22 protein-coding genes are annotated in these 21108 nt (G+C 72.9%); 13 read left to right on the top strand and 9 right to left on the bottom strand.

Annotated elements, in window-relative coordinates; genetic code table 11:
- Positions 1–10 precede the first annotated feature (10 nt).
- The 4 genes from Msi02_RS27970 to Msi02_RS27955 all read right to left on the bottom strand — a co-directional run bounded on the left by Msi02_RS27970 (position 11) and on the right by Msi02_RS27955 (position 4425).
- Positions 11–1627 (bottom strand): MFS transporter, encoded by a 1617-nt coding sequence (locus Msi02_RS27970; protein WP_204051025.1) that lies wholly within the window; start codon positions 1625–1627, stop codon positions 11–13.
- Between the two features lie 37 nt (positions 1628–1664).
- A complete protein-coding gene (locus tag Msi02_RS27965; protein ID WP_204051024.1) occupies positions 1665–2618 on the bottom strand; it encodes a DNA polymerase domain-containing protein in 954 nt (317 codons plus the stop codon).
- Between the two features lie 153 nt (positions 2619–2771).
- On the bottom strand, positions 2772–3167 hold the full coding sequence (locus tag Msi02_RS44330; RefSeq protein ID WP_204051023.1) for a hypothetical protein: 396 nt from the start codon (positions 3165–3167) through the stop codon (positions 2772–2774).
- Positions 3168–3240: 73 nt separating this feature from the next.
- On the bottom strand, positions 3241–4425 hold the full coding sequence (locus Msi02_RS27955; RefSeq protein ID WP_239108768.1) for an RNA-guided endonuclease InsQ/TnpB family protein: 1185 nt from the start codon (positions 4423–4425) through the stop codon (positions 3241–3243).
- 158 nt (positions 4426–4583) lie between these two features.
- On the opposite strand from Msi02_RS27955, the gene Msi02_RS27950 reads away from it, so the two are divergent.
- The 6 genes from Msi02_RS27950 (at position 4584) to Msi02_RS27925 (ending at position 9423) form a co-directional block, all read left to right on the top strand.
- Positions 4584–4955, top strand: coding sequence for an MMPL family transporter (locus Msi02_RS27950; RefSeq protein ID WP_204051021.1), 372 nt, complete (start codon positions 4584–4586; stop codon positions 4953–4955).
- Between the two features lie 36 nt (positions 4956–4991).
- Positions 4992–5804: a methyltransferase domain-containing protein gene (locus Msi02_RS27945; protein ID WP_204051020.1), complete on the top strand. Its 813-nt coding sequence runs from the start codon at positions 4992–4994 to the stop codon at positions 5802–5804.
- 163 nt (positions 5805–5967) lie between these two features.
- Positions 5968–6915 (top strand): ribose-phosphate diphosphokinase, encoded by a 948-nt coding sequence (locus Msi02_RS27940; protein ID WP_204051019.1) that lies wholly within the window; start codon positions 5968–5970, stop codon positions 6913–6915.
- Between the two features lie 38 nt (positions 6916–6953).
- Positions 6954–7667 (top strand): HhH-GDP family DNA glycosylase, encoded by a 714-nt coding sequence (locus Msi02_RS27935; protein WP_204051018.1) that lies wholly within the window; start codon positions 6954–6956, stop codon positions 7665–7667.
- A 1-nt stretch (position 7668) separates the two neighbouring features.
- Entirely contained in the window at positions 7669–8805 is a 1137-nt protein-coding gene (locus tag Msi02_RS27930; RefSeq protein ID WP_204051017.1) for a CapA family protein, read from the top strand.
- Between the two features lie 12 nt (positions 8806–8817).
- Positions 8818–9423 (top strand): CBS domain-containing protein, encoded by a 606-nt coding sequence (locus tag Msi02_RS27925; RefSeq protein WP_204051016.1) that lies wholly within the window; start codon positions 8818–8820, stop codon positions 9421–9423.
- Here the strand turns inward: Msi02_RS27925 and Msi02_RS27920 are convergent.
- Positions 9420–9872, bottom strand: a complete 453-nt coding sequence (locus Msi02_RS27920) for a MarR family winged helix-turn-helix transcriptional regulator (protein ID WP_079314719.1) — start codon at positions 9870–9872, stop codon at positions 9420–9422. The two genes, Msi02_RS27925 and Msi02_RS27920, sit on opposite strands and share 4 nt — an antisense overlap.
- A gap of 94 nt (positions 9873–9966) precedes the next feature.
- Here Msi02_RS27920 and Msi02_RS27915 point away from each other — a divergent pair, with 94 nt between their 5' ends.
- The 3 genes from Msi02_RS27915 to Msi02_RS27905 are packed head-to-tail and all read left to right on the top strand — an operon-like array spanning position 9967 to position 12076.
- A complete protein-coding gene (locus Msi02_RS27915) occupies positions 9967–10737 on the top strand; it encodes a pirin family protein (protein WP_142648639.1) in 771 nt (256 codons plus the stop codon).
- A 23-nt stretch (positions 10738–10760) separates the two neighbouring features.
- The gene (locus Msi02_RS27910) at positions 10761–11099 is read left to right on the top strand and encodes a GNAT family N-acetyltransferase (protein ID WP_204051015.1); all 339 of its coding nucleotides are present in this window, start codon (positions 10761–10763) and stop codon (positions 11097–11099) included.
- A complete protein-coding gene (locus Msi02_RS27905) occupies positions 11096–12076 on the top strand; it encodes a pirin family protein (protein WP_204051014.1) in 981 nt (326 codons plus the stop codon). Before Msi02_RS27910 ends, Msi02_RS27905 begins: the two co-directional genes overlap by 4 nt.
- Here Msi02_RS27905 and Msi02_RS27900 read toward each other — a convergent pair.
- Positions 12069–13547, bottom strand: coding sequence for an MFS transporter (locus Msi02_RS27900; RefSeq protein ID WP_239108767.1), 1479 nt, complete (start codon positions 13545–13547; stop codon positions 12069–12071). The two genes, Msi02_RS27905 and Msi02_RS27900, sit on opposite strands and share 8 nt — an antisense overlap.
- A gap of 118 nt (positions 13548–13665) precedes the next feature.
- Between Msi02_RS27900 and Msi02_RS27895 the strand changes: the two genes are divergently transcribed.
- Both Msi02_RS27895 and Msi02_RS27890 read left to right on the top strand, forming a co-directional pair.
- On the top strand, positions 13666–14589 hold the full coding sequence (locus Msi02_RS27895; RefSeq protein ID WP_204051012.1) for an SDR family oxidoreductase: 924 nt from the start codon (positions 13666–13668) through the stop codon (positions 14587–14589).
- A 1-nt stretch (position 14590) separates the two neighbouring features.
- On the top strand, positions 14591–15436 hold the full coding sequence (locus Msi02_RS27890; protein ID WP_204051011.1) for a MaoC/PaaZ C-terminal domain-containing protein: 846 nt from the start codon (positions 14591–14593) through the stop codon (positions 15434–15436).
- Positions 15437–15475: 39 nt separating this feature from the next.
- Here Msi02_RS27890 and Msi02_RS27885 read toward each other — a convergent pair whose 3' ends face one another.
- A complete protein-coding gene (locus Msi02_RS27885) occupies positions 15476–16150 on the bottom strand; it encodes a TetR/AcrR family transcriptional regulator (RefSeq protein WP_204051010.1) in 675 nt (224 codons plus the stop codon).
- Positions 16151–16291: 141 nt separating this feature from the next.
- On the opposite strand from Msi02_RS27885, the gene Msi02_RS27880 reads away from it, so the two are divergent.
- Both Msi02_RS27880 and Msi02_RS27875 read left to right on the top strand, forming a co-directional pair.
- The gene (locus Msi02_RS27880; protein WP_079314711.1) at positions 16292–17461 is read left to right on the top strand and encodes an acyl-CoA dehydrogenase family protein; all 1170 of its coding nucleotides are present in this window, start codon (positions 16292–16294) and stop codon (positions 17459–17461) included.
- On the top strand, positions 17458–19590 hold the full coding sequence (locus Msi02_RS27875) for an acetate--CoA ligase family protein (protein ID WP_239108766.1): 2133 nt from the start codon (positions 17458–17460) through the stop codon (positions 19588–19590). The genes Msi02_RS27880 and Msi02_RS27875 overlap by 4 nt, the downstream gene beginning before the upstream one ends.
- A gap of 73 nt (positions 19591–19663) precedes the next feature.
- Here the strand turns inward: Msi02_RS27875 and Msi02_RS27870 are convergent, their stop codons facing one another.
- Positions 19664–20545 (bottom strand): hypothetical protein, encoded by an 882-nt coding sequence (locus tag Msi02_RS27870; protein WP_204051009.1) that lies wholly within the window; start codon positions 20543–20545, stop codon positions 19664–19666.
- Positions 20542–21096 carry a hypothetical protein gene (locus tag Msi02_RS27865; protein WP_204051008.1) on the bottom strand — a complete coding sequence of 185 codons (555 nt, stop codon included), beginning with the start codon at positions 21094–21096 and terminating at the stop codon, positions 20542–20544. The genes Msi02_RS27870 and Msi02_RS27865 overlap by 4 nt, the downstream gene beginning before the upstream one ends.
- Between the last annotated feature and the right edge of the window lie 12 nt (positions 21097–21108).

The following is a 21108-nucleotide window of genomic DNA, read 5'->3' as shown; positions in this document are numbered from 1 at the left end:
TCCAGGGTTCCTACATGTCCGGGTCGCGACCTCCAGTATCCGGCCCGCCCGCCGCGACCGGCTCCGGCGACTCGTCCCGCACGACCGGCGTGCGGGGGAGCAGGAGGGTGACGCCGACCCCGGCCAGCAGCGCAAGCGCCGTGATGAACGTGACCCTGCGGGTCGCCTCGGCGGCGGCCTCGACCGCCGCCGCGTGGATCACCGGGTCGCGGAGCGCGGGGATGGCGGCGCCGGCGCTCTCCTCGACCGCGCGCGCCGCACTCGTGCGGACCTGCTCGGGCCGGTCGGCGAGCCCGCGTTCGACGGCCGAGCCGAGCCCGGCCACCAGCACCCCGCCCAGGATGGCGACTCCCAGCGCCGCGCCGAGCTGGCGGACCGTGCTCTGGAGCGCGGACGCGCCGCCGGACAGACGCTCCGGCACGTCGGCCATGAGGACGCCGGTGAGCTGCGCGGTGGCGAAGCCGATGCCCGCGCCGTAGAGGAGCAGCCACGGCACGGGCCGCCAGGCGCCCATGTCCGGCGCGAGGGACAGGCCGATGCCGGCCGCGCCGACGGCCTCCATGCCCAGGCCGATCCGCACGATGGTCCGCGGGGACAACGTCCTCGACAGCGGGGGGACCAGCCCGCCCGCGACGAAGGTGCCGAGGGCCAGCGCGGCGATGACGAGGCCGGCCCGGAAGGCGGTGTAGCCGAGCGCGGACTGCAGGAAGAGCGGCAGCACGAGGATCATGCCGAACTCGCCGAGCGCCACGATCACCGCCGCCATCGCGCCGTAGCGGAAGCTCGGCAGCTCGAACAGCGTCAGGTCGACGAGCACGGGCCGGCCGGCGCGCACGCGCCGTCGTTCGCGTACGACGAGGGCGACCAGCGCGAGGATGCCGATGCCGAAGGCGAACGGCACGGGGGAGACGCTCTCGAACCGCAGGCCGAACAGGTCCGCGGTCCGCCGCGGCTCCGACCAGCCGTATTTCTGGCCCTCGATCAGCGCGAAGACGACGCCGGTCGTACCGAGCACGGCGAGGACGAGTCCGGCCAGGTCGCCGCCCGCCGCATGGCCGTCCCGCGACTCGGGCACCCGCAGCGAGCCGAGCAGGAGCAGCGCGCCGATGGGCAGGTTGACCCAGAACGCGGCCCGCCAGCCGTGCTCGGTGACGAGCCAGCCCCCCGCCAGCGGGCCGACGGCGGCCATGCCGCCGATGATGGAGCCCCACACCGCGAAGGCGATCACCCGCTGACGGCCGAGATAGACGCGGTTGATGATCGCGAGGGTCATCGGGACGGCCATCGCCGCCCCGACCCCCTGGACGGCTCGGACGCCGATGAGCATGGGCCCGTTCACCGACACCGCCGCGAGCACGCTCGCCAGCAGGAAGACCGCGACACCCAGGGCGAACAGGCGGCGCCTGCCGTACCGGTCGCCGGCCCGGCCGAACGGGATGAGCAGCGCCGCGAACATCAGCGAGTAGATCGAGTTGACCCACTCCACGTCGGTGGCGCCGAGGCCCAGGTCGGCGATGATCGCGGGCACCGCCACGTTCACGATCGTGGCGTCGATGACGACCATCGACACGCCCGTGGCGAGCACGACGAGGGGGATCCAGCTCTGGCGCGAGGTTGGCGACGGCATGTCGCGAACTATAGCAACACGCTGTCGCCAACCTGGCTCACGAGGTCGCGCGGCGGGCGCGGGCGCGGCGCTTGCCCTCGTGCATGGCCTGGACACGGGCGACCGGGATCGTGTGGCCTTCCTCGATCAGGTCGCGGGGCAGCCGCTGCGGCTCCGGCATGAGCGCGGCCCAGGGATCGGCGTCCCGCAGCAACCCCGCCGCCGTGTGCAGGGTGAAGTCGCCGGGGGTGATCCGGTCCAGGTCGTCCCAGGCCACGGGGAACGACACCGGGACGCCGGGCCGTACGCGCGGGCTGTAGGCCGCCACCACGGTCGCCCCGCCGGACCGGGTCGAGTCGAGGAACACCCTGTCTCCGCGGTCCTCCCGGATGAACGCCGTCGTGGCGAGGGCGGGGTCGAGGCGTTCTGCGCGTACGCCGAGCGCGCGGGTGGCCGCGGCGACGTCCTCCGTCGTGTGCGCCTCCAGCGGCACGAACACGTGCAGGCCCTTGGCGCCGCTGGTCTTCACCGCCCCCGACAGGCCGGAGTCGGCCAGCGCCCGGCCGACCAGGCGGGCGGCGGCGACGGCCTGCGGGAACGCCTCGGCCGACGGCGGGTCGATGTCGAGCACGAGATGGGTGGGACGGTCCCAGTGGCCGGCGTGGACGAGGGCGGGGTGATACTCCACCGCCCTCTGGTTGGCGAGCCACAGCAGCGTGCGCCGGTCGTCGCACAGCGCGTACGACACCCGCCGCTGCGACGACTCGGCCCAGAGGGTGACCGTCCGCACGAAGTCCGGCGCGTAGGAGGGCACGTTCTTCTGCATGAACGGCGCCTGGCCCTGCCGCACCCGCACCACGGACAGCGGCCGGTCGCGCAGCACCGGGATGACGCGGTCGCGGACCGCGTCCAGGTAGTCGACCAGGTCGCGCTTGGTCGCGCCCGCGCCGTCGAACAGGGGCTGGTCGAGGTTGGTCAGCGTGACTCCGTCGCGCACCTCATCGCTGGTCATCCGATCACCATGCCCCCGCTCGGGTCGGGGAATCAACCGTCCAGCGGGGCCAGATAGCCGCGCAGGACCTTCTTCAGTTCGCGCACCTCGGCCGCCCGCTCCTCCTCGGAGGCCGCCACCACACCGCCGCCGCCGCCGCGTCGAGGATCTCGCTCATCCGCCGCTTGCCGCGCGCCTGCCGCCGCCTCGCTGTCGGTGCTGTTCGCCTTCCCCTTCCCGTTCCTGCGCTCGTTCGCGTACGCGGGGGTCGCGGTCGTGGTCGCCGTGGTGGCCGGTGCGACCGTCGCGCTCCCGGCCGCGCTCGCCCTGCTGGGCCACGGAGTCGCCCGTGCCGGTTCCGCCCGGGTCGAGCGCAGCGGGTTCTGGCACGGTCTCGCCGTTCGCGGTGCTCTTCGTCATGACCGGCAGCGTCGTGGCGCCGTTGAAGGCGTCGGCGCTCAATCTGCTGAGCCTGTCGGTGATGTTCGGTGGGCTGGTGTTCGTCTTCCAGGACGGCCATCTGTCCGGGCTGCTCGGCTTCACGCCGACCGGGTCCATCGAGCCGAGCATCCCGATCCTGATGTTCTGCGTGGCCTACGGGCTGTCGGTGACTCCTCCGCTCCCTGCAGGGAGCGGCTTCTCGCTAAGCCGCTTCCGCAGCGTCGCGAAGGACAAGCCCTGCCCTGAGAATGTTGGTGGCCGCGTTCACGTCAGCGTGCGCCTCGTGGCCGCACGCCTGGCATCGAAACCGGGCCTGGGTGACACGGTTCTCCTTCGCACAGTGCCCGCACCGCGAGCAGGTGCGGGAGGTGTTGCGGGGATCAACTGCGATCAGCTCGCGACCGGCGCTTTCAGCCTTGTACGCGAGGACCCGCAGGAACACCCCCCAACCCGCGTCCAGGATGCTCCGGTTCAGCCCGGATTTGGCCGCGACGTTCCGCCCGGGTCGTTCGATCGCGCCGGCGGCGGAGCGGGTCATGTTCGCGATCCGCAGATCCTCATGCACGATCACGTCATACGCGCGGACCAGGGTCAGCGCCGCCTTGTGCGCGGTATCAACACGTTGACGGCGGACCTTCGCATGCAGCGCCGCCACCCTCGCCACCGCCTTACGCCGCCGCTTGGACCCCCGCTTCTTGCGGGCCAGAGCCCGCTGGGCCGCCGCCAGACGTCCCGCCGACGCCTCCAGGTGGCGCGGGTTGGCCAGCGGGTCCCCGTCGCTGGTGGTCACCAGCGATGCCACACCCATGTCCACGCCCACGGCTGCCCCCGTCGCAGGCAAGGTCTCGGTGGGGACGTCATCGCACGACAGCACCACGTACCAGCGGGAACCCTCCCGCTTGACGCTGATCGTCTTCACCCGGCCCCGCACCGGGCGGTGCCGGTGCACCCGAACGTGCCCGATGCCCTGAAGGCGGACGAACGTCGCCGTGGGGTGCTCGGGTTGAGAGTTCCACCGGCAGCCGTCGCCGTCCTTGGGCCATTCCACGGTGTCGAACCAGCCGCGCCCCTTGAACCTGGGGAACCCGGGCACGCGCCCCTCACGGACCCGGGCGAAGAACGCACGGAACGCCTTGTCCAACCGGCGCAAGGTGGCCTGCTGGGAGGAGAACGACCACCGGCCCTGACCGGCGGGGTCGTCGGCGCGGATGTGCTTCAACTCGCCCGACTGGTCACCGTAGCGAACGGTGACGCCAGCCTTGCGGTAGGCGGTCCGCCGGTGCTCCAAGGCGGCGTTGTAGAGCTGCCGGTGATCCTCAAGGCAGGCGGCGAGCGAGGCGGCCTGCTTGCCGGTGGGGCGCAGCAGGAATGTGAACGACCGGCGCACACCCACCCCTCACGTTCGTTCCTACATTCAGTAATCGGATCACCACGCTACTGGAAGGTGCCGACAAAACCCGAACGCGGAATCACCGGTCAGTGGAAGGAACTCATGTTGAGCCTGGAGACAAAAACCAGTCAGGGACGGCATTCCCCCGTCACCTGATGAAGGCGACGTCCCCTGCCGAGGTGCTGATGGACTACGAGGTCTTCCTGCTCGCGCGCATCAAGGAGGAGTGGGACCGGACGGGCGACGCCGTGGCATCCGTGCCCGCGGGCATCGCCCGCAGCGCGCCGCTGGTCACCGCGGCCGCCGCCATCCTGGCCGCCTCGTTCGCGGCGTACGCCACGGGACGGGTGGTGTTCCTGCAGCAGCTCGGCGTCGGCATGGCGCTCACGGTCGCCGTCGACGCCACGCTGATCCGCGGCGTGCTCGTGCCGGCGCTGATGCGGCTGGCGGGCCCGGCCAACTGGTGGGCTCCGGCACCGCTGCGCCGCCTGCGCCGGCGGCTGTCCGTCTCTGAATATGAGACGTAATTGCTCACATAGCGAGACATGTGGAATGGTGTCCGCATGGCACAAGAAACGGCCGTGTACACCCACGGCTTTCACGAGTCCGTCCTGCGCTCCCACCGCTGGCGTACGGCCGCCAACTCGGCGGCGTACCTGCTGGGCGCGCTGAAGCCGCACATGCGGATCCTGGACGTCGGCTGCGGTCCGGGCACGATCACCGCCGACCTGGCCGAACTGGTGCCGCAGGGCGAGGTGATCGGCCTCGACACCGGGCCCGGCATCCTGGAGCAGGCGCGCCGCGAGGCGGAGGGGCGTGGCCTGGGCAACGTGAGCTTCGCGACCGGTGACGTGCACGCGCTCGACTACCCCGACGCCTCCTTCTGCGTGGTGCACGCCCACCAGGTGCTCCAGCACGTCGGCGATCCGGTGGGCGCGCTGCGCGAGATGCGGCGCGTGACCAAGCCGGGCGGGATCGTCGCGGTGCGCGACTCCGACTACGCCGGCTTCGTGTGGTATCCGCAGATCCCGGCCCTGGACGACTGGCTGGACCTCTACCGGCGGGTGGCCCGCGCCAACGGCGGCGAGCCCGACGCCGGGCGCCGCCTGCGCGCCTGGGCGCGGGAGGCCGGGTTCGCCGACGTCACCTCGTCGTCGTCCACCTGGTGCTACGCCACCCCGGAGGAGCGGGAATGGTGGGGCGGGCTGTGGGCCGACCGCACGGTCCAGTCCTCCTACGCGGACCGCGCGGTCGAGGCCGGCCACGCCACGCCGGACGACCTGCGGCGGATCGCCGACGGCTGGCGGGAGTGGGCCGCGAGCGAGGACGCCTGGTTCAGCGTCCTGCACGGCGAGATCCTCTGCCGTGTGCCCTGAGCAGCGTCCCCGGGGGACGACCCCCGGACCCCCGCCATGGCCGGTCAGGTGATCCTCGCTTCGCTGCGGTCACCTGACCTGTGCCACCCCCGCGGCCGCGCCGCGCTTGCCTCGGGTGTCCACGGGGGACGGTGCCAGTGGGGCCAATCGAGGGGGAACGGCGATGACGCTGCGGATCGTGGCCGGGACGGCGAACCGCCCGCTCGCCGCCGCCGTCGCGGCCGCGCTGGACCAGGAGCCGTCCGTCCCGGTGGTCGAGCGGTTCCCGGACGGCGAGTCGCGGCCGGTCGTCACCGGTGTCCGGGGCGCGGACGTCTACCTGATCCAGCCCACCGGGCCGCCCGTCAACGAGCACGTCATGGAGGCGCTGCTGCTCGCCGACGCCTGCCGGCGGGGCGGTGCGGCCCGGCTCACGGCGGTCGTGCCATACGTGGGGTACGCCCGGCAGGAGCGGCGCCGCCGCGAGGGGGAGGCGATCGGGCTGCGGGTGGTGGTGGCCGCGCTCGCCTCGGCCGGGGTCGAGCGCCTGATCGCGGTCGATCCGCACACGGCCGCGCTGGAGGCGGTGTGCCCGATGCCCGTGGAGACGCTGACGGCCGCGCCCGCCCTCGCCCGCGCCGCCGGGCGCGCCGTGCCGGAGGAGGCGGTGGTGGTCGCGCCCGACCTCGGCGCGGTCACGCTCGCCCGGCACTACGCCCGCCTGCTGGAACGGCCCGTCGCGCTGGTTCGCAAGAAGCGGCTGACCGGGGCGGACGTGCGGGCCGAGCAGGTCTTCGGCGACGTGACCGGCCGCCCCGCGCTGGTCGTGGACGACATGATCAGCACGGGCGCGACCATCGAGGCGACCGCCGAGGCGCTGCTCGCGCAGGGGGCGGCGCCGCCGTTCGCCGTCGCCGCGACGCACGGCCTGTTCGCGGGGGACGCGCGGGAGCGGCTGCGCCGTACGGAGATCCGGGGCCTGATCCGGGGCCTGGTCGTCACCGACACCCTCCCCCAGGACGAGGCGGCCCTGCCGTCGCTGGAGGTGTGCCCGGTCGCCCCGCTGCTGGCCGGCGCGATCGGCCGCCTCCACCGGGACGAGGGCATGGACGACCTGCTGGCCGGCACCTGAGACAGGTGGCGGAGCCGCCCAGGGGGAAGGATGGAGGTGTGACGCCCAGGACGCGGAGCCGTACGGCGGCGGGCAGGGACCTGACCCGCCTGCCGGACCGCGCGTGCCGTCTCGTCGAGACTCTGGGTGGCCGGTTCTCCCGCGAGATGGGCATCGACGTCGACCGGGGGGACCGCGAGGTCGAGCGGTGGCTGCTCGCGGCGACGCTGTTCGGCGCCCGGATCTCCGCCGCGATCGCCGTACGGACCTATCGGGCGATGGCCGAGGCGGGGGTGCGGGGGCTCTCCGACGTCGAGGGCCGCACCTGGGAGGAACTGGTCGAGATCCTCGACCGCGGCGGCTATGCCCGTTACGACTATCGGACGGCGACGCGGCTGCTCCGCCTGGCCGAGGCGGTGGGCGGTGAGGTGGGCGGCCTGCGCCGGGGCGGCCTGGACGAGACCCGCGCCGCGCTCGACGCGCTGCCCGGCTGGGGCCCGGTGACGATCGCGCTGTTCCTGCGCGAGCTGCGCGGCGTCTGGCCCGGGGTGGACCCGCCGCCGGACGACCGGGCGGTGGAGGCCGGACGGCACGCGGGGCTGCTCGGCGCGGGACACCACCCCCTCGATCGGCTGCGGGAGATCGCCGGCGAGGCGGGGCTGGACGTACGCGACCTCGAAGCCGCCCTTGTCCGCCTGTGGCTGGCCCACCACAAGGACTTCCCCCACTGCCCGGGCGGCGCCCGCTGCGCGGTAGTGACGGGGGAGGGGTGAGATGCGGTCGGCGGCGGGGGATCCGGTGACGTTGTTCCTGTGCGGCGACGTCATGCTGGGCCGCGGGGTCGACCAGATCCTCCCGCACCCCGGCGATCCGGCTCTCGAGGAGTCGTGCGTCCGGGACGCCCGCGCGTACGTCGAGCTGGCTGAGGAGGCGAACGGCCCGATCCCGCGGCCGGTCGGCTACTCCTGGCCCTGGGGCGACGCCCTGGAGGTGCTGGACGAGGCCGCCCCCGACGTACGCGTGCTGAACCTGGAGACGAGCGTCACCCGCAGCCGCGACTTCGCGCCGGGCAAGCAAGTGCACTACCGGATGAACCCGGCCAACATCCCCGCCCTGGCCGTGGCCCGGCCCGATGTGTGCGTGCTGGCCAACAACCATGTGCTCGACTTCGGCGTACGCGGGCTCACGGAGACGCTGGACGCGCTGGCCGGGGCGGGACTCGACCAGGCGGGCGCGGGACGGGACGAGGCCGAGGCGCGGCGGCCCGCGGTCGTGGCCCTTCCGGGCGGCGGGCGGGTCCTGGTGTTCGCGGTCGCGATGCCGTCCAGCGGCGTCCCCGGCGCGTGGGCGGCGGCCCGCGACCGGCCCGGAGTGGCCTTCCTGCCGGAGCCGTCCCGCGACGCCGCGGCGGAGACGGTCGACCGGGTGCGGCGGGCCAAGCGGCCGGGGGACCTCGCGGTCGTCTCCATCCATTGGGGTTCCAACTGGGGTTACGAGGTCGAGGACGACCAGGTCGAGTTCGCGCACGCGCTGGTCGAGGGCGGCGTCGATCTCGTCCACGGCCACTCCTCCCACCATCCCCGCCCGATCGAGGTGTACCGGGATCGGCTGATCCTCTACGGCTGTGGGGACTTCGTCGACGACTACGAGGGAATCGCCGGCTACGAGGACTACCGCGACGACCTGCGGCTGCTGTACCTCGTCACCGTCGAGGCGACGGCCGAGGCGGCGTCGGGGCGGCTGCTGGAGCTGCGGATGGCGCCGATGCGGGCCGTACGCATGCGGCTGCGGCACGCCTGCGGCGAGGACCGCGAGTGGCTGCGGGCGACGCTCGACCGCGTCAGCCGGGAGTTCGGCGCACGGGTCGCGCCGGCGCCCGGCGGCACGCTCGCCCTCGCACCGGCCGCGTAGGAGGTGGTCACGATGCTGGTCCGCGAGATCATGACGACGCCGGTGGTGACGGTCCGGCGCACGGCGACGATCAAGCAGGCCGTCCGCCTGCTGTACGAGCAGGACATCACAGCCGCGCCGGTGGTCGACGCGGCCGGGCGGATGATCGGCATCGTCAGCGAGATGGACCTGCTGCGCGGCGAGTTCGGGGCCAACCCCCGGGCCTTCCTGCGGCCCGAGGCGCCGCCCACCGGCAGGCAGCCCGCGCTCGTCGAGGAGGTCATGACGCCCCGCGTCGCCACCGTCGGGGACGGCGCCGACACCATGGACCTGGTCGAACTGATGATCACGACGGGGGTGAAGAGCGTCCCGGTCCTGCACGACGACGAACTCGTGGGCATCGTCAGCCGCCGCGACCTGATGGGCCTGCTGGCCCAGGGGGACGAGCGGATCCGCGAAGACGTGCTCGCGGCGCTGCGCGACTGCGCCGACACGGCGGCGTTCGGCGCGGCCGTGCGGGACGGCGTCGTCGAACTGTACGGCCCCGGCGACGAGCGGTCGGCCCGCATCGCCGAGCTGGTCGCCAGGACCGTCCCCGGAGTGGCCGACGTCGTCTTTCCCGAAGGGCTGGTGAGCTAGTCGAGCCGGTCGAGCACGTCCGCGGCGAGCCGTTCGAGCGCGGCGACCTGTTCGCGGGTGAGCCCGTCGAAGAACAGGCGGCGTACGGTCTCCACGTGTCCGGGGGCCGCGGCGGTGATGGCCCGGCGGCCCTCCTCGGTGATCACGACGTACGCGCCGCGGCCGTCGTCCGCGCACTCCTCCCGCGTGACGAGCCCCCGGCGCTGCATCCGGGTCAGGTGGTGGGACAGCCGGCTCTGCTCCCACTGGAGGTCGCGCTGCAGCTCGTACGGCCGCAGCCGCCCTTCCTCCCGGTCGGTGAGGTGCACGAGGACCTCGTAGTCGGCCAGGGACAGACCCGAGTCCGCCTGAAGCTGCCGGTTGAGCCGGGCCGTGAGGCGGCCCTGCATGCGCAGGTACGCCCGCCAGGCGCGCTGCTCGTCCGAGTCGAGCCACCGAGGGCTGTTCATGGTCCCAGGCTAGCCGGAATGAATGACTCGTCATGTATGTTGAGGGCACCAGTAGATGACGCATCATCTACATGGCGACGAGGAAAGGGCACTCATGACCACGACCAGGCTGACCCCTCGTGTGGACGTCCGCCGGGCGGCCGAGCGTTTCGCCACCCGCATCTCCTGGCTGGATTCCAAGCACTCGTTCTCGTTCGGCGGCCACTACGACCCCGACAACACCCACCACGGGCTGCTGCTGGTCAACAACGACGACGTCGTCCACCCGGGCACCGGCTTCGAGACCCATCCGCACCGCGACATGGAGATCGTCACCTGGGTGCTCCAGGGTTCCCTGGTCCACCAGGACTCCGAGGGCCACTCCGGCGTCATCTACCCGGGCCTGGCCCAGCGGATGAGCGCCGGAACCGGCATCCTGCACTCGGAGAAGAACGACTCCTGGCGGCTCACCGGCGGCGACACGCACGACAAGCCCGTGCACTTCGTCCAGATGTGGGTGGTCCCCGACGAACCGGGCATCACCCCCGGCTACGAGCAGCTGGAGATCGAGAACGAGCTGCTGGCCGGTGGTCTGGTGCCGGTCGCCAGCGGCATGGACAAGCACGCGGGCGAGGCCGCCATCCGCATCAAGAACCGGTACGCCGCGCTGTACGCCGCCCGGCTTCAGCCGGGCCAGAGCGTGGAGCTGCCCGAGGCGCCGTTCCTGCACCTGTTCGTACCCCGGGGGACGGTCACCCTGGAGGGTGCGGGCACCCTGGAGACCGGCGACGCCGTACGCTTCACCGCCACCGGCGGGCAGAAGGTCACCGCGACGGAGCCCGCCGAGATCCTCGTGTGGGAGATGCACGCGACGATCGCCGCCTGACGACGATCCTGGAAGGAATCCCGATGGACACGACAGAACCGCAGGTCGCCGACAACCCGGAGGCGAGCCGCTTCGAGATCACCGTGGACGGCTCGCTCGCCGGCTTCGCCGACTACCGGCTCCACGGGCCGACGATCTCCTTCACCCACACCGAGATCGACCCGGCCTTCGAAGGCCGGGGCCTCGGCTCGACGCTGGTCCGCGCGGCGCTCGACGCCGCCAGGGACGCCGGGCTGTCGGTCCTGCCGTTCTGCCCGTTCGTGCAGCGGTACATCAAGCGGCACCCGGACGAGTACCTCGACCTGGTGCCGGCCGATCGGCGGGCCCGGTTCTCCCTGGACGGCGGGGAGGGGGCCGAGTGACCGGCGGAGAACCGGCGGTGTACGGCTGCACGAGTTTGTCCGGCTACACGGGCGCCGACGGAACGACCGCGGAGAGCGTGCTCCTGCCCGGCCACGACGTGCCGCTCGGCCGCTACACGACCGTGCGCCGGCTGCTCCCGCAGCGCCCCCGCCGGATGGTCGGCGCGTGGTGCTTCGTCGACCACTTCGGGCCCGACGACGTGAGCGGCCGGCCGGGCATGCAGGTGCCGCCGCACCCCCACACCGGCCTGCAGACGGTCACGTGGCTCGCCGAGGGCGAGATCCTGCACCGCGACAGCCTCGGCAACGTCCAGTCGATCGTGCCCGGGCAGCTCAATTTGATGACCGCCGCCCACGGCATCGCCCACTCGGAGCAGTCGCCGCCCGAGCACCCGCCGGGCATGCACGGGCTGCAGTTGTGGGTCGCGCTGCCGGAGGAGGCCCGGCACGGCGAGGCGCGGTTCGAGCACCACGCCGCGCTGCCCGTGCTGCGCGACGGGGCCGTCACGGTGACGGTCGTGGTGGGCGAGGCCGGACCGCTGCGCTCGCCCGCCCGCGTCCACACCCCGCTGCTCGGGGCCGAGGTGCTGTTCACCGGGGCGGGAGAACACCGGCTGCCGGTCGATCCCGCGTACGAGACGGCGGTGCTGGTCATGTCGGGCACGGCCGACGTGGCCGGGGTCGCGCTGGCGCCGGGCTCGCTGCTCTATCTCGGCCAGGGCCGTACGGAGGTGCCGATGGAGGCGGCCGGCCCGGCCCGGCTGTTCGTGCTGGGCGGCACGCCGTTCGACGAGCCCCTGGTGATGTGGTGGAACTTCGTCGGCCGCTCACACGAGGAGATCGCGCGGGCGCGCGACGACTGGATGCGAGGCGACCGCTTCGGCGTCGTCCCGGGCGGGGAGCGGCCGCTCCCCGCCCCCGAGATGCCCACCGTGCGGCTGAAGGCCCGCGACCGGCACGGCCACGTCCTCAGCTGAGGGGCGAGCCCGCGCGTCTGCGGGTGAAGCAGGTGAACACGGCGAGCGCGGAGACGGCGGTCATGCAGGCCAGCGCCCAGCGGTAGCCGGTCACGAGCCGCTCGACCGCCGCGGGTGAGACGTGGGACAGCGTCCCGGCGAAGACGGCGTCGTGCAACCCGGCGGGCAACGGCACCGTGATGATCGACAGGACCAGCGCGGTGCCGACCACCACCCCGGTGTTCTGCAGCATCAGGCGCATGGCGTTGACGATCCCCAGCCGGTGCGACGGCACCCCGTCCAGGATCGCGGTGGTGTTGGAAGGCAGGAACATGCCCGAGCCGACGCCGATCAGCACGAGGGCGGCCGTGAGCGCCGCGAGCGAGACGTCGGGGGAGATCAGCCACAGCAGGACGGCCAGGCCCGCCGTCGTCAGCGAGGTCGCGGCGACCGCCACCGTGCGCGGGCCGAGGCGGCGCAGCAGGAAGCCCGACGCGACCGACGCCGCCATCGCCGCGATCGAGAGCGGCAGCACCTTCACCGCCGCGCGAACCGGGTCCTCCCCGCGTACGGCCTGGAAGAACAGCGACACGAGGAGCACCACCCCGACCCGGGCGGTCGAGTTGAGGAACGACGCCAGCGTCCCGAGGGCGAACGTGACATCGCGGAACATCCGGATGTCCACCACCGGATGACGGGCCCGCAGCTCACGCATGACGAACAGCGGGAGCGTCACCGCGAACACGACGAGACCGGACACCACCATCGGATGTCCCCAGCCGAGCCTGGTCACCTCCGACAGCGCGAGCAGCAGGCCGCCGAGACACGCGAGCACGAGCGCGTTGCCGGGCAGGTCGAACCTGCAGCCCCGGCCCTGCGGCGGTCCAGCGTTCTTGACCGGCGCGGGGAGGGCCACCGCGCCCCAGACCAGGCACGCGATGCCGAGGGGCACGTTGTACCAGAACACCCAGCGCCAGCCCAGGTGCTCGGTGAACAGGCCGCCGAGCGCGGGACCGGCGAGCTGGGCGATGGAGAACGACGCGGTGTAGACGCCCATCCCCTCGCCGAGCCGCGACTTGGGGAAGGCGGCGGTCACCAGGGCGGCGCTGTTGGTCAGCAGCATGGCCCCGCCGGCCGCCTGCACCACCCGCAGCGCCACGATGACCCACGCGTCCGGGGCGAGCCCGGCCAGCAGGCTGGCGACCGTGTAGGTGGCCAGGCCGCCGAGGTACATCGCCCGCCGCCCGAACAGGTCGGCGAGCCGGCCGAACACGACCATGAGCACGGTCGTCGTGAGCTGGAAGGCGAGCAGGATCCAGCTCGCGGCGTCCGCGCTCGCGTGCGTCTGCCGTACCACCTGGGGGAGTGCCACGTTGAGCGCGCTGCCGCCGAGCGCGGTCAGGACGCTGGCCATGCTCACGACCGACAGCGTCCGCCAGGCGCGGCGCAGCCGCTCCCGCTCGCCGGGGTCCGCCGCAATGGTCTGCGGCACGGCCGTCATCGTACGGCGAGCTGGATCATGACCGGCTCCTCCCTACCGAATTCTAGATTCCATTACTAGAATCACGTTCACACGGGGCCGGGTCAAGGTCTGATCAAGGGAGCTGCGCATGGGCGGAATCGTGGAAGGCCGTGTCGTGATCGTCACCGGTGCCGCGCGGGGCATCGGGCGGGGACACGCGCTGGAGTTCGCGCGCCAGGGCGCCAAGGTCGTCGTCAACGACCTGGGCGCCGAGGTCGACGGCACCGGGTCGTCCACCGGCGCCGCGGGCGAGGTGGTCGAGGAGATCAGGGCCATGGGCGGCGAGGCCGTGGTCGACGGCGAGGACGTCTCCGACTTCGACGGCGCGCGGCGCATGGTCGAGCGGGCCGTGGAGACCTTCGGCGACCTGCACGTCCTGGTCAACAACGCGGGCATCCTGCGCGACCGGATGCTCGTCAACATGACCGCCGACGAGTGGGACGCGGTCATCCGGGTGCACCTGCGCGGCACCTTCGCCCCGCTGCGGCACGCCGCCGCCTACTGGAGGTCCAGGTCCAAGGCCGGGGAACCGGTGGACGCCCGGGTCATCAACACCACGTCGTCGTCCGGCATCTACGGCAACGCGGGCCAGGGCAACTACGGCGCGGCCAAGGCCGGGATCGCCTCGCTGACGATCATCGCCGCCAAGGAGCTGGCGCGTTACGGCGTCACGGTCAACGCGGTCGCCCCCGCCGCGCTCACCCGCATGACCGAGAACCTCATCCCGGGCGGGAGGCGGCCCGCCGAGGGCGGCTTCGATCCGGCGGCGCCGGACAACATCGCGCCGCTGGTGGTCTGGCTGGCGAGCGCCCAGTCACGGGGGATCACGGGCCGGGTCTTCAACGTGCGCGGCGGGCACATCAGCGTCGCGGAGGGCTGGCACGCCGGGCCGGGCGTGGACAAGGACGCCCGGTGGGATCCGGCCGAGCTGGGCGAGGTGATCCCCGCCCTGGTGGACAAGGCCGCGCCGAACGCCCTCACCAGCGGGCGCATCCCGAACGGGGAGGAGTGACATGCCGCTCGACCACACTCTGATCGGGGTGGAGAGCGCGCCGCACGAGCGGTCGTGGACCTCCGCCGACACCCTGCTGTACGCGCTGGGCGTCGGTGCGGGCACCGAGGAGCTCGCCTTCACCACCGAGAACTCGGCGGGGATCCGGCAGCGGGTGCTGCCGACCTTCGCGGTCCTGGCCGCCCAGGCACCCACCGGACGGCGGCTCGGCGACTTCGACCCGGCCATGCTCGTGCACGCCGAGCAGGCATTCGAACTGCACCGCGAGCTGCCGCCCGCCGGGCGTGTACGGACGACCTCGACGGTGACCGGCATCTACGACAAGGGCTCGGGGGCGCTGGTGACGACCGAGGCCAGGGCGGCCGACGCCGAAAGCGGCGAGTTGCTGATCACGAGCCGCAGCTCGGTGTTCATCCGGGGCGAGGGCGGCTTCGGCGGCGAGCGCGGCCCCCGCGACGAGTGGGTCGAGCCCGGCAGGCCGCCGGACCACACGGTGACCTACGAGACCCGCCCGGACCAGGCGCTGCTGTACCGCCTGTCGGGCGACCGCAACCCGCTGCACTCCGACCCCGCCTTCGCCGCCCGCGCCGGCTTCCCCCGGCCGATCCTGCACGGGCTGTGCACGTACGGGATCACCGGGCGGGCGCTGCTGCACGCCGTGGCGGGGTCCGACCCGGCCCACTTCGCGGCCATGTCGGGACGGTTCAGCAAACCGGTCTACCCGGGCGAGGCGCTGACCGTGTCCATCTGGACGTCCGACGACGGCGCGACGGCCCTGTTCCGTACGGCGAAGGAGGACGGCACCGTCGTGATCGACCGGGGCAGGGCCGCCTTCCGCCCCGCCTGACCTTGACCTGGAGGTGCGGCGCGCGGGGCGTCGCCGAGGTCAGCTGAGCGCCGCCCCGGCGTCGTCCGCCACGCCTGCGGCGCCGGTGGTGTCGTCATGGGTGGCCAGGGGGTCGCCGAAGCGGCGGATGAGCGCGATCGCCGCATCCACGACCTCCTTGGCCTCCTCCTCGGTCTCGCTCGTCGCGACCTCGCGGCCGGCCTCGCCGATCACGCTGGTGAGGACCGAGACCGTGAGGCGGTCGGTCGGCGTGTTCGCCGCGCCGAGCAGGACGGCGTTCTGCCGCACCCACTCCCGCCCGCGGGTGCGCCGCATCAGTTCGAACCCCGGCGGGCCGTCGCCGTCCATGAACAGCCGGGCCAGGTCGCGCCGCTGCCAGGACCCTTCGAGGAACGCCCTGGCCCCGGCGATGAACAGCTCGACGGGGTCCTTCACGCCCGCCTGCTTCGCCGCGGCGACGCTGGACGCGGCGGCCTCCTCGTGGGCGGCCTGGTGCTCCTCCCACAGCGCGAGGAACAGCTCGGTCTTGCCGCCGAAGTGGTGGTAGAGGCTGCCCACGCTGGAGCCCGCGCGCTCGACGACGTCCGCGACGTTGGCGTCGGCGAAGCCGTGCTCGGAGAAGACCTCGCGGGCGGCCTGAAGCATGCTCTTGCGCGTCTGGGCGGTGCGGCTCCACTCCCACGAGCCGCTCCTGCCGCCGGGCTTGCGTGCCATCTGGGCTCCTCGATTCCCTGGATGACGCCATAGTAACGGGTCAAATTCTAGAAACTGATTCCAGACCTCTTGACACCCCTCCGGCGGGGAACCAGGCTGGAGCCGATTCCTAGAGAGCAATTCTAGAAAAGAGTCGCGTCGATGGACTTCTCCCTGAGCCCCGAGGAACTGCAGATCCGTGACACCATCCGCGCGTTCGTGGAGCGGGAGGTCATGCCGCTCGAACCCGAGGTGCTGCGCAGCGAGCGCGCCGGCGGCCCCGGGCTCGATCCCGAGGTCCTACGCGACCTGCGGCTCAAGGCGAAGAAGATGGGCTTCTGGGGCATCAACACCCCCGAGGAGTACGGCGGGGCCGCCCTGGGCCCGGTCATGTCCGCGATCATCGCCATGGAGATGGGCCGGACGTTCGTCCCGTTCAGCTTCGGCGGGTCGGCCGACAACATCCTCTACGCCGGCACCGAGGAGCAGAAGCGGCGCTACCTCATCCCCACCATCGAGGGCGAACGCCGCTCCTGCTTCGCCATCACCGAGCCGGGCGCCGGCTCGGACGCCCGCAGCATCCGTACGCGTGCCGTCAAGGACGGCGGGGACTGGGTCATCAACGGCGAGAAGACCTTCATCACCGGCGGCAACGAGGCCGACTTCGTGATGGTGTTCGCCGTGACCGACCCCGACAAGGGCGCGAACGGCGGCGTCACGTGCTTCCTGGCCGACCGCGACATGGGCTGGAAGTCCGAGCCGATCCCGACGATGGGGCAGTGGGGCCCGGCCTCGCTGGTGTTCGAGGACGTCAGGGTGCCGGAGGAGAACATCCTCGGCGAGCTCGGCAGGGGCTTCGAGCTGGCGATGCAGTGGATCGGACAGGGCCGCTACATGATCCCCGCACGGGCGGTCGGCTCGGCCGAGCGCATGCTCCAGATGGCGATCGACTACGCCAAGATCCGCGTGTCGATGGGCAAGCCGATCGCCGAATACCAGGCGATCCAGTGGATGATCGCCGACTCGCAGGTGGAGATCGAGGCGGCCAAGTGGCTCACGTTGCACGCCGCCTGGCGTGTGCAGCAGGGCATGGACGCCCGGCACGCCTCCTCGATCGCCAAGCTGAACGGCGCGGTCATGGCCAACCAGGTCGTCGACCGCGTGCTGCAGATCCACGGGGGCATGGGCTACACCAAGGAACTGCCCATCGAGCGGTGGTATCGCGAGCTGCGCCTGTTGCGGATCTTCGAGGGCACCGACGAGATCCAGCGCAGGACGATCGCCCGCAACCTGCTCAAGGGCCACGCTCGCCTCGGCACGATCGGGGAATGAGCATGGCGGTAGGAGAGCTGTTCAACCCCCGGTCGATCGCCCTGGTCGGGGCGACGGACAAGTCCGGCTGGTCGATCAGCACGCTGACCAACCTCCGTACGCACGGCTTCCGCGGGCCCGTGCACCTGGTCAACCCGCGCGGCGGCGTGGTGCACGGCGAGCAGGCCCACCGCAGCCTGTCCGACATCCCCGGCCAGGTCGACCTCGCGTACGTGATGGTGCCGACCACGGCCGTGCTGCCCGTGCTGCGCGAGGGGGCCAAGCTCGGCATCCGTCACTACGTGATCCTCACCGCGGGCTTCGGCGAGACCGGCCCGGAGGGCGCCGCCCTGGAGGCGGAGATCGTCGACTTCGCCCGTGAGAACGACCTCACCGTCCTCGGCCCGAACGGCAACGGCTTCATCAACGCCGCCGCGGACGTCACGCCGTACGGCCTGCCGATCCCGTCCCCGCTGCTGCGCGGGTCGGTCGGCGTGGTGCTGCAGAGCGGCGCGCTGGCCAGCTCGGTGCTCGGCTTCGCCCAGGCCCGCAACGTCGGGATCAGCCTGCTCACCTCGATGGGCAACGAGTCGCTCGTCACCGTCACCGACGTGATCGACTACCTGGTGGACGACCCGGCGACCAAGGCCATCGCGCTGTTCCTGGAGTCGGTGCGCGATCCGGCCGCGTTCTCCCGGGCGGCGCGCCGGGCGCTGCTCGCGGGCAAGCCGATCGTCGCGCTGAAGATCGGGCGCAGCCGGCTCGCCTCCCGCACCGCCCAGGCCCACACCGGCGCGCTCGTCGGCGACGACAACGTGATCGACGCGGCGTTCCGGCAGCTCGGGGTGGTGCGGGTGCGGTCGCTCGAGGACCTCATCATCACCGCGGGCCTGCTGGCCGAGGTGGGCCCGCTGCCGGGCCCGCGGATCGGCGTCGTCACGCCCTCGGGCGGCGCGTCGGAGATCATCGCCGACCGGGCCGAGGACGAGGGACTGGAGCTGCCGGCGTTCGCCCCGGAGACGGTCGCCCGGCTGCGGGAGATCGTGCCCGCCTTCGGGACCGTGCAGAACCCCCTCGACGTCACCGGCTATGTGCTCATCGACCGTACGCTGCTCGGCCGCGCGCTGGAGGCCGTCACCGCCGACCCTGGCGTGGACGCGGTCATGCTGCTGTCGGACCTCCCGCGCGTCGCGCCGCCCGACCCCGCGCCCGTGTACGCCATGTTCTCCGCGAGCGCCAAGCGCATCGCCGAGGCCCCGATGCCGGTCGTCGTCGTGAGCAACGTGCTGACCGACGTCACCGAGTTCGGCCGCGACGTCCAGCGGGAGGCCGGGTTCCCGTACGTCGCGGGCGGCATCGAGCACGGCATGCACGCCGTCGGGGCCGCGGTCCGGTGGTCCCGGGCGTACCGCGCCGCCGTCGAGGCGGCGGACGGAGCCGTCCCGGCGAAGGCCGTGGCGAGCGCCCCGGCGGCCGAGGCGGGGACCGGTGTGTGGGCCGAGCACCGGGCCGCTGCCCTGCTGTCGTCCGCCGGGCTCCCGGTCGTGCCCGGCGAGCTGGTGTACGACGAGGAGTCGGCCGTGGCGGCGGCGGTCGGGTTCGGCTACCCGGTCGTCCTCAAGGTCGCCGCCGACGGACTCGGCCACAAGAGCGACGTCGGAGGGGTCCGGCTGGGCCTGTCCGACGCGCGGGACGTCGAGCGGGCCTACCGCGAGGTCGTGGCCGCCGCCGCGGCGGTCCCCGGCGCGGGCCGCGTGGGCGCGCTCGTCCAGCCACAGCGCGGCGGCGGCGTGGAACTGCTGGTCGGCGTCGTACGGGACCCGGCATGGGGGCTCACCCTGGCCGTCGGCCTAGGCGGGATCTGGGTGGAGGCGCTGCGCGACACGGCGCTGCGCGTCCTGCCGGTGGACGCGGCCGAGGTGCGGCGGGCGCTGGACGAGCTGCGCGGCACCGCGCTGCTTCGGGGCGCCCGCGGCACCGAACCCGCCGACCTCGACGCCGTCGCCGAGGTCGTGGCCCGCGTCGCCGCCTTCGCCGAGAGCCTCGGCGACGACCTGGAGTCGCTGGAGATCAATCCGCTGCTCGTCCGCGGCTCGCACGTGGAGGCGCTCGACGCGCTCATCACCTGGCGCGACCGAGACGGCCGCTGAGCCCTGCCGCTGACTTCGGCCGCCTGTGCGCCCCCGTGAAGCGCGCCGGTCCCCGGCGCGCTTCACCGGCGCGTCACCAGCCCTCGTCGAAGAAGGCGGCGCTGCTCTCCTGCCACGCCAGCGTGTACAGCAGCACGGCGGCGGCGGCCGTCACCAGCAGCGTGACCGTCACGGCCGGGCCGACGTCCGGCGGGGTGGAGGCGAGGAACCCCTCCTCCGGGATCGAGGCCCGCCAGAGCCCGATCAGCGTGATCAGCCCACCGGCCAGGGCGGACGCGAACACGACGACGCTGTAGGCGCGCGCCCACAGCCGGCCGCGCAGCAGTCCCCTGACCAGTGCCACGGCCATGCACGCGATGGCGAGCGGCGGCAGCGGGGAACCGTTCGCGTTGACCACGAGATCCACCGTGGCGACGACCCCCACCAGTGCGGCCACGCCGACACAACCGGCCACGAGGCGGACGCCGCCGGGCGCGGCCAGGCCGTCCGGGCGGGCGGCACGTACTTCGGCCCGGGTCCGGCCGTGCCCCTTCAGGTAGTCGTCGGCCTGCTGCCCGTACGGCAGCCTGGCCATGACGACGGCCGCCACGGCGTTCGCGACGATGGACAGCGGCACCGTCGCGGGCACCGACGGGCGGCCGAGGATGCCGAGCGTCAGCACGGCCAGGAAGCCCGCCAGCAGCCAGCCCGAGACGGCCAGCACCAGCCGGGCGGGGCGCAGCCCCCAGTGCAGGGCCACCGCCGCGGCCAGCATCGGCACGGCCAGTGTCAGCACGATGGGCTGCACACCGTCCCAGTCGTCGGCGTCCAGCAGGCCGCTTTCGATCATCCGCTCCAGCGTGGCCGTCTGCACGAGCAGGCCGCCGGCCAGCAGGTAGCCGAGGAAGGCGGCGGCGTGGACGGTTCCGGGGACCACCAGACGGCCCCCGGCTGTCGTGGGAACCTGGGTGCTCATGCCGGGCAGACCTGCGTCAGTCCCCCGGCGCGGCCCTTCAGGCCCCACGCGATCTTCGTCGGGTAGCGCTGGCCGGTGTCGTCGCCGAACCAGATGCGCTCCACACCGCTGTGCTCGCCGAGCCTGCCGGCACGCTCGGAGCCCTCGTCGATCGTCACCCGCTCGTCCCGTGGGTGGCCGTCGGGGTCGGCGTACTCGAAGTGGAAGGTGATCTTTCCGGCGTACTGGCCGAACCGTCTGGGGGGTGCCTCGAACCAGAACGCGCAGGGCTTGTTGAGGACCTTCGGCCGGTAGCCGACCTCGACACAGCGATGGGTGCCGTTGGCGTACGTCCAGGCAACCAGGGCGGCCTCGTCGCCCACGGTCTTGTACTGGTTGGCCGCGCTGCCGGGACAGCCCTGGGAGGGGTTGTTGGAGTCCACCACCTCCACGGTGACCGGCAGAGAGTAGACGTGTGTGACGACGGGGCCGTCCGCCGGGGCGGCCGCCGCGGGGGCGGCGCCGACGGCGAGCAGCAGGACGGGAAGGGCGAGCGCGAGTGAGCGTGGCATGTCTCTCATGTC

The organism is Microbispora siamensis (assembly GCF_016863095.1).
GTDB classification, from domain to species: domain Bacteria; phylum Actinomycetota; class Actinomycetes; order Streptosporangiales; family Streptosporangiaceae; genus Microbispora; species Microbispora siamensis.
The sequence above is the reverse complement of the archived record's forward strand: the minus strand, read 5'-3'. Positions and strand labels throughout refer to the sequence as shown.

What these genes read in the sequence shown, in the direction of transcription:
- Msi02_RS27970 (WP_204051025.1), bottom strand. Translation starts at nt 1,627, where the DNA reads ATGCCGTCGCCAACCTCGCGCCAGAGCTGGATCCCCCTCGTCGTGCTC.
- Msi02_RS27875 (WP_239108766.1), top strand. Translation starts at nt 17,458, where the DNA reads ATGAGCATGGCGGTAGGAGAGCTGTTCAACCCCCGGTCGATCGCCCTG.
- Msi02_RS44330 (WP_204051023.1), bottom strand. Translation starts at nt 3,167, where the DNA reads ATGCTCGGCTCGATGGACCCGGTCGGCGTGAAGCCGAGCAGCCCGGAC.
- Msi02_RS27915 (WP_142648639.1), top strand. Translation starts at nt 9,967, where the DNA reads ATGACCACGACCAGGCTGACCCCTCGTGTGGACGTCCGCCGGGCGGCC.
- Msi02_RS27950 (WP_204051021.1), top strand. Translation starts at nt 4,584, where the DNA reads ATGAAGGCGACGTCCCCTGCCGAGGTGCTGATGGACTACGAGGTCTTC.
- Msi02_RS27880 (WP_079314711.1), top strand. Translation starts at nt 16,292, where the DNA reads ATGGACTTCTCCCTGAGCCCCGAGGAACTGCAGATCCGTGACACCATC.
- Msi02_RS27865 (WP_204051008.1), bottom strand. Translation starts at nt 21,096, where the DNA reads ATGCCACGCTCACTCGCGCTCGCCCTTCCCGTCCTGCTGCTCGCCGTC.
- Msi02_RS27895 (WP_204051012.1), top strand. Translation starts at nt 13,666, where the DNA reads ATGGGCGGAATCGTGGAAGGCCGTGTCGTGATCGTCACCGGTGCCGCG.
- Msi02_RS27965 (WP_204051024.1), bottom strand. Translation starts at nt 2,618, where the DNA reads ATGACCAGCGATGAGGTGCGCGACGGAGTCACGCTGACCAACCTCGAC.
- Msi02_RS27945 (WP_204051020.1), top strand. Translation starts at nt 4,992, where the DNA reads ATGGCACAAGAAACGGCCGTGTACACCCACGGCTTTCACGAGTCCGTC.
- Msi02_RS27885 (WP_204051010.1), bottom strand. Translation starts at nt 16,150, where the DNA reads ATGGCACGCAAGCCCGGCGGCAGGAGCGGCTCGTGGGAGTGGAGCCGC.
- Msi02_RS27920 (WP_079314719.1), bottom strand. Translation starts at nt 9,872, where the DNA reads ATGAACAGCCCTCGGTGGCTCGACTCGGACGAGCAGCGCGCCTGGCGG.
- Msi02_RS27930 (WP_204051017.1), top strand. Translation starts at nt 7,669, where the DNA reads ATGCGGTCGGCGGCGGGGGATCCGGTGACGTTGTTCCTGTGCGGCGAC.
- Msi02_RS27890 (WP_204051011.1), top strand. Translation starts at nt 14,591, where the DNA reads ATGCCGCTCGACCACACTCTGATCGGGGTGGAGAGCGCGCCGCACGAG.
- Msi02_RS27870 (WP_204051009.1), bottom strand. Translation starts at nt 20,545, where the DNA reads ATGAGCACCCAGGTTCCCACGACAGCCGGGGGCCGTCTGGTGGTCCCC.
- Msi02_RS27910 (WP_204051015.1), top strand. Translation starts at nt 10,761, where the DNA reads ATGGACACGACAGAACCGCAGGTCGCCGACAACCCGGAGGCGAGCCGC.
- Msi02_RS27925 (WP_204051016.1), top strand. Translation starts at nt 8,818, where the DNA reads ATGCTGGTCCGCGAGATCATGACGACGCCGGTGGTGACGGTCCGGCGC.
- Msi02_RS27940 (WP_204051019.1), top strand. Translation starts at nt 5,968, where the DNA reads ATGACGCTGCGGATCGTGGCCGGGACGGCGAACCGCCCGCTCGCCGCC.